At 58.1% G+C, this 12,876-nt stretch carries 10 protein-coding genes, 1 tRNA gene and 3 pseudogenes; 9 read left to right on the forward strand and 5 right to left on the reverse strand.

Translation table 11 applies throughout. The annotated features are described in order from the left end of the window. Positions 1-131: 131 nt before the first annotated feature. From J6497_RS41760 to J6497_RS41405, 6 genes are all read left to right on the forward strand, one after another. Positions 132-1,676 (forward strand): type I restriction endonuclease, encoded by a 1,545-nt coding sequence (locus tag J6497_RS41760; RefSeq protein WP_225709170.1) that lies wholly within the window; start codon positions 132-134, stop codon positions 1,674-1,676. Next, positions 1,571-1,816 (forward strand): YopT-type cysteine protease domain-containing protein, encoded by a 246-nt coding sequence (locus J6497_RS37205; RefSeq protein WP_312010437.1) that lies wholly within the window; start codon positions 1,571-1,573, stop codon positions 1,814-1,816. The genes J6497_RS41760 and J6497_RS37205 overlap by 106 nt, the downstream gene beginning before the upstream one ends. A 126-nt stretch (positions 1,817-1,942) precedes the next feature. Continuing rightward, positions 1,943-2,479, forward strand: a complete 537-nt coding sequence (locus J6497_RS37210; RefSeq protein WP_312010438.1) for a sugar phosphate isomerase/epimerase family protein — start codon at positions 1,943-1,945, stop codon at positions 2,477-2,479. Continuing rightward, positions 2,472-2,804 carry an SDR family NAD(P)-dependent oxidoreductase gene (locus J6497_RS37215; RefSeq protein ID WP_225709159.1) on the forward strand — a complete coding sequence of 111 codons (333 nt, stop codon included), beginning with the start codon at positions 2,472-2,474 and terminating at the stop codon, positions 2,802-2,804. The genes J6497_RS37210 and J6497_RS37215 overlap by 8 nt, the downstream gene beginning before the upstream one ends. A 481-nt stretch (positions 2,805-3,285) precedes the next feature. Beyond that, the gene (locus tag J6497_RS37220) at positions 3,286-3,861 is read left to right on the forward strand and encodes a hypothetical protein (RefSeq protein ID WP_225709160.1); all 576 of its coding nucleotides are present in this window, start codon (positions 3,286-3,288) and stop codon (positions 3,859-3,861) included. Positions 3,862-3,965: 104 nt separating this feature from the next. After that, the gene (locus J6497_RS41405; protein WP_283845841.1) at positions 3,966-4,094 is read left to right on the forward strand and encodes a hypothetical protein; all 129 of its coding nucleotides are present in this window, start codon (positions 3,966-3,968) and stop codon (positions 4,092-4,094) included. 364 nt (positions 4,095-4,458) lie between these two features. Here J6497_RS41405 and J6497_RS37225 read toward each other — a convergent pair. Both J6497_RS37225 and J6497_RS37230 read right to left on the reverse strand, forming a co-directional pair. Next, positions 4,459-4,535, reverse strand: a tRNA-Arg gene (locus J6497_RS37225). A 357-nt stretch (positions 4,536-4,892) separates the two neighbouring features. After that, complete coding sequence (locus tag J6497_RS37230; RefSeq protein WP_225709161.1) at positions 4,893-6,311, reverse strand: AlbA family DNA-binding domain-containing protein; 1,419 nt, start codon at positions 6,309-6,311, stop codon at positions 4,893-4,895. A gap of 285 nt (positions 6,312-6,596) precedes the next feature. Here J6497_RS37230 and J6497_RS37235 point away from each other — a divergent pair. Together J6497_RS37235 and J6497_RS37240 are read left to right on the forward strand one after the other, a co-directional pair. Further along, positions 6,597-7,636 (forward strand): annotated as a pseudogene (locus J6497_RS37235) (IS110 family RNA-guided transposase). A 327-nt stretch (positions 7,637-7,963) separates the two neighbouring features. Continuing rightward, positions 7,964-8,110, forward strand: a pseudogene (locus J6497_RS37240) (serine/threonine protein phosphatase); the annotation flags it as partial. A 146-nt stretch (positions 8,111-8,256) separates the two neighbouring features. On the opposite strand, the gene J6497_RS37245 reads toward J6497_RS37240, so the two are convergent. Further along, positions 8,257-8,652 carry a helix-turn-helix domain-containing protein gene (locus J6497_RS37245; protein ID WP_225709167.1) on the reverse strand — a complete coding sequence of 132 codons (396 nt, stop codon included), beginning with the start codon at positions 8,650-8,652 and terminating at the stop codon, positions 8,257-8,259. 363 nt (positions 8,653-9,015) lie between these two features. Then, positions 9,016-9,579 (reverse strand): LabA-like NYN domain-containing protein, encoded by a 564-nt coding sequence (locus J6497_RS37250; RefSeq protein WP_225709168.1) that lies wholly within the window; start codon positions 9,577-9,579, stop codon positions 9,016-9,018. On the opposite strand from J6497_RS37250, the pseudogene J6497_RS37255 reads away from it, so the two are divergent. Beyond that, positions 9,487-10,394: pseudogene (locus J6497_RS37255) on the forward strand (IS630 family transposase); the annotation flags it as partial. The gene J6497_RS37250 and the pseudogene J6497_RS37255 overlap by 93 nt on opposite strands. An 18-nt stretch (positions 10,395-10,412) precedes the next feature. Here J6497_RS37255 and J6497_RS37260 read toward each other — a convergent pair. Then, complete coding sequence (locus J6497_RS37260; protein ID WP_225709162.1) at positions 10,413-11,957, reverse strand: acyl-CoA dehydrogenase family protein; 1,545 nt, start codon at positions 11,955-11,957, stop codon at positions 10,413-10,415. Positions 11,958-12,876: the final 919 nt, after the last annotated feature.

Raw genomic sequence — 12,876 nt, forward strand, 5'->3', positions numbered from 1 at the left:
CGTTCCAGTTCTAGCAAGCTGGCTGAACCCAGGTAGTCAATCCTTCCCCGAAAACATCACGTAAGCTTCTCTTACTCCCTTTAATTCTGATGGAGCAAAAGCTAAGCTCTGTAGGGCTGGGGGACACTGTCATGCCGTTTGACAAGCCAAAACTATCTGAACTTCTCAATGAAAGTGATGTCGAGCAGAAGCTTGTTCTGCCGTTTCTTCTCGCCGAAAAGCCGTACGGATTGGGCATCGCGAGCGAGAGCATAATAACCAAGCGCAACGTCCGTAAATTCGTGATCGACAAGGGCGCAAAGCAGAAAAGTTACTTTCCCGACTATCTCATCGTGAAGACAAATCTTCCGCTGCTCATCATAGAAGCCAAAGAACGCGGTGCCGACCTTGACGAGGCATTTCGAGAAGCACGCCTCTATGCAGCAGAAATGAATGCGATGTTCCCGGCGAAGCTGAATCCACTTGGCCGGGTCATCGCGGTGAATGGTGATCACCTGTTCGCCGGCTATCATGATCAGGCAAAACCTCATCTCATCTTGTCGTACGCTGACATCGACGCGTATTCTGATAAGCTGTCCGCCCTATACGATTTTCTGGGCAGCGACGCACTTGAGAATGAGTGCGTCCGCTTAAGTGCCCTCATAAAGCCAGAGCGATACTGGAAGCCCCGACGATTGGTCGGCGGTGCTTCCGTTCAGTCGGATGTTGTGGGTAACAATTCGTTCGGCGCAACGATATCAGCGGACCTCGCTCACGTATTTAATCCCGTTCGTCGTGCGGACGGAGCTTATGTCGCACGGGAAGGTTACGTTCCCTCGATACGACGCGATCGCTACGTCGAACCGATCGATCAAGTGATGCGTGCATCGACACCAGGGTTTTACGCGGATGCGAAGCTTATTAATACGGGCGATCCTTCGGAAATATCGCGGACGTTGTCGGCGCCTCGTCAGCTAGAGCATCAAGTACTGTTGATCATTGGCGGCGCGGGAGCGGGCAAGACAACTTTTATTGATCGTCTTCAAGAAGTAACGCTGAGCAAGGAGGTCCGGGATCGGACGGTGTGGGTTCATATAAACATGAACACCGCGCCCATCTCCAACACCGAGATTTACAACTATCTACGGCGAGAGATCGTAAGTGGCTTGCGCGCCGCATATCCAGAACTCGACTTTGAGAAGTTCGACACGCTGCAGTCGGTGTACAGCGTCGAGGCAAACCGGTTTAGAAAGGGCCTTGGCAAACTTCTTGAAGGCGATCCTGAACGGTACAACGCGGAACTTTATAAGACCCTCAAGGAAGCTGACGCGGACCTTCATTCAAAAGCGATATGCCACTGCAGCCACTTTGGAACTGAGCGTAACAAACTGGTGGTTCTGGTCCTGGATAACTGTGATAAGCGGACCCTAGATGAGCAATTGCTTATGTTCGAGGCCGCGCAATGGGTCCAGACGGAGTTTCGGGCTCTGGTTGTCTTGCCGCTTCGAGACGAAACCTACGACAATTTTCGCGAAAAACCTCCGCTAGATACTGCCCTTATAGTTTTGGTACGTCCTCGCAGATCGCCGGGATCGCGCATGAAGTCACCGAAGACCCATCTGTCTATTTGCTCAGCTTGCGCTTCCCCGAAGCATGGCCCGCACACCAAGTCGCAACGTCCACCTCCAATGGAATGACCACTCTCTTCGATCCCAACTATGGAGAATTCGCTGTCACATCAGACCAGATGGGTGACTTGCTCAGAAGTCTCGCCGATGATTACACCAACGACAGCGGCCGTTATGTCGTGACAGTCGTCACACAAAGAATGAGCTGAAATACAGACCGCAGGCAGCGACTTCGAAGGATCGAGCCTACGATTCTTAAGCGGCTCGGCGCGGACTTCAAACCTGATCACTTCGCCTCCTTTCTCGAAACCGCGGGCAAGCTGAAGGCGCGCGCGATCCTCGTTGCCGGAGATGATCCGGACGAAGCGCGCCTGACCGACTCGTTTGCGAAATTCTGCCGTGCGGCTGCGCCTTACGGCCTTACTGCGGATCTTGAATTTATGCCGTGGACCGCGGTGAAGAACGCGAAGGCCGCTCTACGCATCGCGACCAACGCCGGAGAGCCGAACGGGCGCGTGCTGGTGGACGCGCTGCATGCTGCGCGCTCGGCCACAACACTTAACGACATCGCAAGCCTGCCCCGGCACCTCCTCAGCTATGCTCAACTCTGTGACGCGCCGGCGGGCATTCCCGCAACCCATGAGGCACTCATTCACACCGCGAGAGGCGCCCGGCTTCTTCCGGGGGACGGCGGCATCGATCTCCGCGGCTTGGTGCATGCATTACCGGAAGATCTGCCGCTCAGCCTGGAAATCCCGAATGACGAGTGGCTGCCCGAGCTTGGCGCGGAGGAATGGGGCCGGCGTGCGCCCTTGCCGCGGCTCGCCGGATTGTCGCCAAGGCCGCAGAAGGAAGAGCAACAGCATGACTAGCCTCGATTTCTCAGCGCGTATCGCCGTCATCGCAGGTGGCTACGGAGGTATCGGCCAGGCGGTTCGCGCACGGCTGGTCTCCGCCGGCGCATCCGTGATCATCTGGGACCTGGCTGACGGTGCCGACGAGTGGATCGATCTCACCAGTGAAGCCGCGGTGAACGAGGCGATGGCGCGCCTTCTCGGGCGTTTCGGCCGTATCGATGTGCTGGTCAATGCCGCAGGCATTACCGGCCCCGCGGTCAACATCGAGGACTACAGCCTAGCAGAGTGGAGGCGCGTCCTCGACGTCTCGTCAGGGCGTCCGGCGAAGAAACCGTCGTAGGACGTCGTGGTATGAACGGACGCATAGAGGCACGTCCTGCCGAGACCGTCACTGGCGGCGTGAAGCCGGCTGCTGGGTAGACGAGAGACGCCGTGTGTTTCGTGGCCGCCGAATTCGTTCAGCGCGCCCGCTAACTTCCCCTCCGCCATCGTGCCTCCCTGCAATGCTGGAGCGCATGAAACGTGTAGGGCCGACCTCCCGCTCAACCATCCTTCACATCTCGGTGAGCAGCGCAGGTCGTTGCGAAATGACTCACTTCGTCGCGGTCTCCAATTGCACAGCCGCCTAGAGGGTAACGGTAATCAACTGTCGGTTGCAGGTAATATGCTCGTGAATATCGATAAAGATTTGTGATCCAGCATGCCGCTTTGCTTCCTCATAGTTCATATGACGAGGGACGTCGTCATCGCGGAAAAGAGCGCTCTGATCCGGTCGCTGCGGTTGAGCGGTCCGCTACAGGCCGTTGAGGAAATTGATCGCCATGCAGCACATCCATCCCGACATCTACGCCCATATCCGCTTCATCGTGGCCATGGTGCTCAGTCTCAGCCTTGCACGACTGCTCAACGGCCTCGCGACATTCGTTCAACATCCAATCAAAGTTAAGATTTTCTGGATTCACATAGGATGGGTGCTGTCGATGTTTCTTTTCGTCATTCATCTCTGGTGGTGGGAATTCCGCCTCAGAGAGGTCGCCAGCATCGACTTCCCAACCTATTTCTTTCTACTCGTCTTCTGCAGCCTGTTCTTTTTTCTCTGCGCCGTTCTGTTTCCGACCTCGATGGAGGAATACACCGGATACGAAGACTACTTCATCTCCAGACGGGGCTGGTTTTTTGGCATTCTTGCAGTCCTCTACGCCGCGGACTTGGTCGACACGGCGATCAAGAGCCCGGCCTACTTCGCTTCGTTCGGGCTCGAATATCCGATACGGAACATGGTCTACATCGCGCTGTGCCTCGTCGCAATCGTCGTCAGCGATAAGCGGTTCCACGGTTTGTTCGTGGCGTTAGGTCTTGTCTACCAAGTAAGCTGGATCATTCGCTCGTTTAGCTAGATCAAATAACAGCAGGTCCTTCAGACAACGCGAAATTCACAGCGAGCACTTTCACCTGCTCGCTCCACAAAGCCCGTACGAGCGTACGCACGCTGGAATTGTCGATGCCCGTTGACGCGCGACGCGCGCTCTATGAGGCGGCCTTCGGGCTGCTGACGCGCTTTAAACGCAAGGACAAGGTAGAAGATGGTACCTCAGATGACATGTTGGACGCGAAGCTCTTGACGCGGTGATCGCCGCGCGTTGAACGATGGAACTCTGCGACAGCGGAAGAGGCTTGGTGCGGATCAAGGACGACGGAATGGCAATCCGCAATCTGGTCCGCACTGATGCAGAGCGGGGCCGAGGACGCGATCGGACGGCTCAGTCCGAGCGTCACGCCCAGGCGCTCAAAACATTCGCCAGGCAGCCCCTCAGGCGGATGCGGACTAACCGCGGTGGCTACCGCCGCGACCACCTGGATGCGCTCGCCCAGTGCATCGAAGTCGATGCGAAAGAAGGTCGCATCATGGGGCCCAGAAGCGTGCTCCTACGCACGCTCGTCGCCGCATCAAACGCAAAAACGGCAGGTTTTGGATTGCCCAGTTTGTACCGAAGTGGCGCGCCCGACACGATTCAAACGTGTGACCTCCACCTTCGGAGGGTGGCGCTCTATCCAGCTGAGTTACGGGCGCATCTCTTATTGCCGCCTACTCCGAGCGACCCGCGCAGGTCAATGGATTCGGCTCACGTCGGGAACATTCGTCTTGCGAGAGCGATCGCCGCTCGGCCCTCTACACGGTTACGCGTGTCTATCCAATCGCTTCCGAAATTACCCGTCTCACTGCTTACGCAGTGCTTACGTGAAATTTTCTTCGATTGGATCGCCCAGCGCCGATCTCACAAGTCCTTGTCTTTCCGGCCTCTTCCAAACCCTCTTTTCCACCAATTGGTTTGGCATCTGCCTTCGGAGCAATTTAGGCTGCCTTCGACGAAGTTCGGTGGGGTACGCTGTGGTTCGATATGCTACTGGATCCGAGGCATCAGCGTGGTCAGTCTTCGTCAAACAGTCGGATCGTGTTCATCCTTTGCTGAGCGAATTGCGCCTCAACGGCTTCCCGCGTCAGCCACCCGTCTGGATCAAACCAGCCGCCGGTCCCAAAGGTACGGAGGAACGGAAGCACCACCCGACGCAGTGCTTCAAAGTAATTGTCACGCAAGGTCGCCCACTCAATCATAACGTTCCTCGCAAAGTGGTCATCGGCCAGTGCCCCGCCGCCGGCTGCATGCCGAAAGCGGTCCCATGCCAGCATGCGGCCTTTCAGGCCGCGCCATTCCATTCGAACCACCACTTGGGCGACACCCGGAATTTCTTGCCCGACGAGGCGAGCATGAGCGAGCAGCGAGTGAATCGTGATCAGTATCGAAGACAGCGTGAGGTGCGGTGGGGCCTTCTCACCCTCGCGCCGCCAATCGTCGCGGAACGATTCGACGCTCACACCGATTCCGCATTCATAAATCCGCCAGTAGTCGAAAGCGCTGCTGATCAGGTCGGTGTTCTCGACCCGCATTCCTTCAAGATACGTGACCTCTTGCCCGGCAAGCGTGGACATTCGAACTTGGGGAGCTCGCTCAGGCACGTTCAGGGGCAAGAATGAGCCCCGGCCATAGTGCGCGTATCGGTGCATTTCGACCGAGGCACGGTCGTTCACTGAGCGCGGATTGGAAATCTCGACAGGATCTCCTTCGCTGTCGACGAGTGCATATCCGAGAGCAGAGTAATTCGTGCCCGCTCGGATAATGTCATCGCGATGCTTGGGTTCAACCTTACCGGCCAAGAGCTGCGTCTGTGCGGTGAAGTCCTGAGCCGTGTCATCAAGGATGGCTTGTAGGAGAGCGATCACCTTCTGATCAGGTCTCGCCTGATGAGCAAGCGATCGCCGGAGGACTTTGCCTAGCAGGTCGCTCCGATGAGAAAGGCAGCGATCGAAAAGTGTGTTCCAATCGTCGGCGCTTCGGATCGGCGCGCTCTCTGGCCCTGCCATCCTGATGTAAATCGTTCCGAGGGATACACCGACCGGTCGACCGCGGTCGTCCTGCGGACCGTCGGCAACCGCAACAACAGGGCGCGCGCCGTGCGAGGGGACCACGACGACAGGATACGTCACTCCTTCGTGTTCTATGTGCTCGACTAGGACCTGAACTCGCGGTTCAAGATACTTTTTGACGATGCTCGAAATCGCGTCTTGGCCGAATAGAGCGAGATCGAGCTCAGTCGCGCCGAGAGGCTTCCTTGTCTTGTCGTCCACTCCAAAGATCAAATATCCACCACCATGATTTGCGAGCGCGGCAATATGCCGGGCAAGCTTCGCCCGGGCCTCATGGTTCCTTGTGTCCATCCATGCCTTGAATTCGATGCCAAGGTTTTCATTTGCCCCCGCCAGAAAGTCGATAAGATCAAGAGAAGCCATCATATACTCACGCCGTAGGTCATTCCGACGGGCAGCCGAAGGAAATCGGCAGCTCAGTCCCATATCGATAAGCCATATCGGCGTTAGTCACTGCCAATTTACAAGTCGACCCTGTCCCCGTATCCCGTGCTGAGCTGAAATCCGAGCAAAATCGCGCTGTTGGCCGAGATGGGGCAGTCCTTCCTGATGTTGGCTGTGTATCGGCGTGTTGGTGTGGACGGCCCCCGACGGCATCGCGTGTGCCAGAATGGGGTCGTTGCAGATCTCATTGAAAGGGGACCGCCGGTGGAACAGATTAGCCGAATTGGGATGGATACGTCGAAACGTTTCTTCCAACTTCACGGGGTGAACGCGGCCGAGACGGTGGTGTTGCGCAAGAAGCTGAGGCGTAAGGAGATGGTCGCGTTTTTCGAGAAGCTTGCGCCGACGGTAGTGGGAATCGAAGCCTGCGGCGCTTCCCACCATTGGGCGCGGCTCTTGCGGTCATTCGGCCATACGGTGAGGCTGATGCCGGCTCAAGTGGTTAAGCCGTATGTAAAGCGTGGCAAGAATGATATGGCCGATGCCGAGGCGCTATGCGAGGCGATGAGTCGGCCAACGATGCGTTTCGTGCCGATTAAGACGGCCGAACAGCAAGCAGCCCTGATGCTGGTCGGCCTGCGCGACCGGCTTATCCGCAATCGCACGCAGCGTCCAACGCCATCCGCGGCTATGCCGCCGAATTCGGGGTCACTGCCGCGGTTGGGGTGGCGAACCTTCGCCCGCTGCTCGAACGCATTCAAGCCGATGAGAGCGTGCCCGACCTGGCGCGCGAACTGTTCGCGACCCAAGCCGAAGAGTATGCTCAGCTTGAGGAGCAAATCGCCGAGATCTCCGCCAAACTCATGGCCTGGCACAAGGCTGACGAATGCAGCCGACGTCTTGCCAAGATCCCTGGCATCGGCCCGATCGGCGCGGCGTTGCTGATGATGAAGACCCCGGCGCCGGAGCTATTCCGGTCAGGGCGTCAGTTCGCGGCATGGATCGGATTGACGCCGAAGGACCATTCTACGGCCGGCAAGGTCAAGCTCGGCGTCATCACGCGGGCCGGCGATGAAGCTTTGCGCGCCGTGCTGGTGTCGGGGGCGACCGCGGTAATCAGGCATGCCGTTGGCTGCAACGGACGCGCGTCGCCCTGGCTCATCGACCTTCTCAAGCGCAAGCCGCCGAAGCTGGCTGCCGTAGCGTTGGCAAACAAGTTGGCCCGCATCGCATGGAAACTGATGGTCACAGGCGAAACCTACGCGGCGACATCCGCGCCTATTGCTTCGCCGGCCACGGCGTAAGAATCAGCCCGACACGGGGAGCAACCTAACTGCAACCGTGCTGAGCCGATGTCAGAACTTGCAAGGTAACGAGCAGATGGTGTGATCAATCGATCCTAGACGCGAGATACTCCGTGGACCCCACTGGCCGCAAAGGTCGCCGGCGTGTCTGGAACTCGCGTTGCGGAAACCATCTTGGCCAGCGTTCCGGTGCGAGCGCCCCCAACAGGCCGGACATATGGACGCAATCGATCTGATCAAATCACTGCAACGACAGGCTTGCGAGGAGGGGGCCGTCCACATATGGAGTCCCGACGCCGATACACAAACAGTAAAACGGACTGTGGCAAGATCGTCATTCACGGGCACACACCAGTCGAAAAGCCTGAGGTACTTCCCAACCGAATTAACGTGGATACGAGGGCATTTGCGAGCGGTCGCTTGATCTGCCTTGTATTGGAGCGTGCCGCTCGGAGGTGCCTGCAGGCGCGCTAATTTAGGCACCGCCATCTACGATGGCAGCGCTTTGATAGTTTCCCGACCGGACCAGCAGACCGCATGGCGCGGCGACCGGCTACCGGCCGATCCGCTCGGGCTGGTCGAGCGCGTCCGCGGAGCCGCGACCTGACTGGCGCCGCCGCTCAGTCCTCGTTGGCGGCAATCGATTCCATAAAGGACACCAGCTGACGTTGCACGGTCTGGTCCTTGATCTTGCTGTAGGCGCGCAGCAACCGCAGGCTGAAGGCGCTGTCCAGGAACAGCAGGCTCTCGACCTCGCGCGCCTTGTTGTCGCCGTCGTAGAAGAAGGTGACCGGCACGTCGAGCGCGTTGGCGATCTGCTGAAGACGGGCAGCGCCGACGCGGTTGACGCCCTTCTCGTACTTCTGGACCTGCTGGAAGCTGACGCCGAGCTTGTCGCCGAGTTCGGTCTGGGAGATCTTCTGTTCCACACGCCGCAGGCGAATCCGCTTGCCCAACTCGATGTCGGATTTGCCAGCACTGCGCTGTTTCATCTTCTTTGCGGCTGATCTGCTCATTCTGGTGACCCGTCCTTCAAATCGGGAACCCCGGGCCGCCAGGTCCAGGGATTCGTCCATGATGTACCGCGTTACAGTTCTTTTGGATCGTCAGTTGGTCGTGTGAACCACGGTAACCTCAGAAGATCGCAGGATGGTATCCAGACGCATTTGCGCGCTGGAAGCAGCCATGATGCCGACGCTGCCGACTACCTAAAGTCGACCACGCCAAGGCGTCTCTCGACATCCCGCCTCCACATTTGGCAAATTATTGACCTCACTACAACTACCACGGGTTTGGATCGTCACAGATTTCGCGCGCATGCTTGGATACTGCGCGTCGATCCCAGGCGTGGGCGCGCAAATGCCCAAAATCATCATTCGTTATTCCGCGCCGGCTGGATCGCGGGCCGGCACCTGACGTGGGCCTAACCGTTCGGACGGATCGCGACCCAGCTTCGGCTTCAACAGTGCTGGGTCGATAAATTCGTCCGCCTGTCGCCGAAGTTCGTCGGCGATCATCGGCGGTTGGCTCGCGATGGTCGAGACCACCGTCACCCGGACGCCGCGCCGCTGCACGGCCTCGACCAGTGACCGGAAATCGCCGTCGCCGGAAAGCAGCACCATCTGGTCGATATGTTCGGCGAGTTCCATCGCATCGACCGCGAGCTCGACGTCCATGTTGCCCTTCACCTTGCGGCGGCCGCTGGCGTCGATGAACTCTTTCGTGGCCTTGGTGACGACGGTGTAGCCGAGCCAGTCGATCAGCGGCCGGATCGACGAATACTCCTGATCCTCGATGATCGCCGTGTAGTAGAACGCGCGGAGCAGCGTGCCGCGGCTCTGAAACTCCCAGGCAAGTGGCGCCGCCGATTTTTGACGGATCGCTGCGATGGCCTGCTTGACGAGGCCCGCCCTGGCCGCCCTCGCACCATTAACGACGATCAGGTTGCCGCCGTGATCGAGCGGACGCTGCGTACGACGCCGGTCGACGCGACGCACTGGTCGATCCGCTCAATGGATGCGAAAACTGGCTTTTCCCACACCACGATCCGCCGAATGTGGTCGGCGTTCGGCTTGCAGCCGCACCGTAGCCAGACGTTCAAGCTGTCAAGCGATCCGCTGTTCGTCGACAAAGCTGCGCGATATCGTCGGCCTTCCTATCCCCACCGAACCGAGCCCTTGTCCTCAGCATCGACGAGAAAAGCCAGATTCAGGCACTCGATCGCGAGCAACCGGTCTTGCCGATGATGCCTGGCGTGCCGGAACGTCGTACGCACAGCTATGTGCGGCATGGCACGACCTCGCTGTTCGCCGCGCTCGACGTCGCCTCGGGGTTCGTCATCGGCAAATGCTACAAGCGTCACCGGGCGGTCGAGTTCTTGAAGTTTTTGAAAGAGATCGATGCTCAGGTTCCTGGAGGCCTCGATGTCCATATCGTCATGGATAACTACGCTACCCACAAGACACCCAAGATCAAAGCGCGGCTCGCCCGCCGGCCGCACTATCATGTCCATTTTACGCCGACTTCCGCGTCATGGATCAATCAGGTCGAGCGCTGGTTCGCTGAACTCACCAGAAAACAGATCCAGCGAGGTGTCCACACCTCCGTCAGGCAACTCGAGGCCGACATCCGAACCTTCATCGACCTGCACAACAAAAACCCGAAGCCCTTCAAATGGACCAAGTCCGCAGACCAGATCTTGGCTTCCGTCAAACGCTTCTGCCACAAAGCCCAGCGGACTTTTTGTGGCGAACTTTAGATTCACCTGACTAGGATGTCAGACATACTGCACCAATTTGAGGTAATCGTCTGTGACGACTGGTGAGCGGATGGAAGAAGCTGCGGCTTGAAGGAAGGTATTCAGAGTCCGACTAGCGCGACTGCGGCCTTCGAAAGACAGCCGTGCCGGCGCGCGAGTACGGAGAGTTGCTAATTCGGAACTGACTAGGTCAGCCGCGGCTGCGGCACAATCTGAGGCGGAGAAGCAATCAGCAGACATGACAGCTTGTGCCAGTCCTAGCGTGGTGAGCCAACCCGCATAGATTAGCACGGCACCGTCTGTCTCATTGAGCCCAGAGAGTTCCTCAATTGCAGCAGCATGGACTGACGCCGCACCAAGAGACAGAAAAAGATCGGCTATTTCGTCACGCGTGGCTCTAGAGAGAAGGCAGCGGCCGAGATGTGATAGGAGCGTCTCAGTCGGACCTTCGAAGATGCGGAGAATGCGAGCGTCTCGATAGATTTTAGCTACAGGCGTTCCCTCATCGTAACCACGGCCACCTAACAGTTGGACGCATTGATCAGCGACGAGGCCGCACCACTCCGACGACAAAACCTTCGTTGCCGACGCAAGGTGGACGTTGGGCGCGCCCTGCGCTGAGACAAGTCGGCAGGATGCACCCAGCATTGCCTTCACTACTTCCCGCCGGAGTACCATCTGCTCAAATAAATGCTCGATATAGCTGTTCTCAATCATGCGCAACTTACCCAGTCGACGATGGCTTGCATATGAGGCTGCGACCTGGATAGCGCGCTCAAGGGCTCCAAGACCCATAGCAGCCACACCGATACGTCCGCGGTTCATACTAGATGCCGCTGCTCCCCAGCCGTCTTGATCGCGAGAGAGCACGTAAGCGCTCGGCACCTCGACATCCTGGAACTCCAGAGTATTTTGAATAATGCCACGTAGACCGAGTGTGCGATGCTCGTGCGTGACCTTTAAGCCCGGAGCCTGCCTATCAACTAGTACACCAACTAACCGACCTTTCGCATCGGGACCAGAGGCCCGCGCAAAGCAAACGATCCAACGAGCCCAGTCAGCGAGGCCGATCCAAATTTTGCGGCCAGAGATGCGAACTCTATCTTCGTGCATGAAAGCCGAAGCCTCTATATGCCGCGGGGCAGAGCCAGCTCCAGGCTCTGTCAAAGCGAAAGCGCAAAGCTCGCCGCGTGTTGCACCCCACACGACATGCCTTTGTTCAGGGATGTGCGGTGCCGCTTCGATGCAGGGCAAGGCCAGGAAGTTATGGATGACGAGGGTAGAGGCAGCCGAGACATCGAAGGATGCAGTGGCGGAGATGAGGTCGATGGCCTCTTGCAAGGGAAGAGCTAATCCGCCGTGCTCTGCTGGTGTAGTGAGCCCGAACAGTCCATGCCTTGCTAATATGCTGTGTAGGGTCGGAGGGAATGCTCGACGGTCATCTGCGTCTGCGAAATTCAACTGACTCAGGTCATCGATCAAACTGGAATATAGGGTAGGTGAACCACCTTCAGTTGTGCGTTCCTGCGCCTCCCCGAACAGGGAGTAAACTTGGGTGTACATAGCCCCCTCGAATTATCTGAACAATATAAGGCCATAATGATTGCGCCCGCGCTTCCTGCCAATCATCCCTGTGGTTAGCTCGATTACACATTGGTATAGGTGGATGCGAGCGTAGTATAAGCGGGTTTGCCCCTGATCGGGATTTATCGCGAGCGCTGCGCGGGCTCACATCAAGATGCGGCTTGTCGATATGAGCTGCTGCCGGTCTGATGGACACCGAGTTAAGCTAATCTCACCTTGCGTTCGAATGTCAATCGGCGTTCAAATTTGGCTCTACGTATTGCCTCGGGAAGGAATGTTACCCGGGGCAGATGATGGATCGTGGACTGGACACCCAGACTGGCATCGGTGTCGAGGCCGGCTGCCTAGAAGGGCCTGTGGGCGGGGCGGAGTGCTCATCACACGCAGCGCCGTCCACAGGCCCGGGCCGCATGTCCGTTGTTGGTTGCGCAGGCATGGATGCGATGACCGTCTCCGCCGCCCTGCGCCGGAAGGACCGAAGCAGGCGCTGAACGATCGAATGCTGCTTGTCGCCGAACGTCGACGGCTCGCCCGCTCCCGGCTTTGCCCTCTCGGCAAACGGCGTCTTCACGCAAGCCCAGGCGGTTGGAACGGTCATTCCTGCGGATTCCGAGATGATGGTGCGCACCGTACCGAGTTGATGGCGCGCAGGGTTCCGAAATGATCGCGCGCAGCATTCCGAGCATTCTCCGCGCAGCATTCCGATTTGATCGCGCGCAGTTTCGGATGGTGTGAGGCCTGATCGTTGGGTCATTTCTCCGGCTGGAATCAGCTTGGAGAATTGGATGCCGACGAGGAGGGTTATCATGCGCCATGTGCGCGAGATTGTGAGGTTGAGCCTTGAGGCTGGGCTCTCGACGCGCGTGGTTGGCGAGCGTGTCGGCGTCGGGCCGACGAC

The sequence above is a fragment of the Bradyrhizobium cenepequi genome, from assembly GCF_020329485.1.
Taxonomy (GTDB): Bacteria; Pseudomonadota; Alphaproteobacteria; order Rhizobiales; family Xanthobacteraceae; genus Bradyrhizobium; species Bradyrhizobium cenepequi.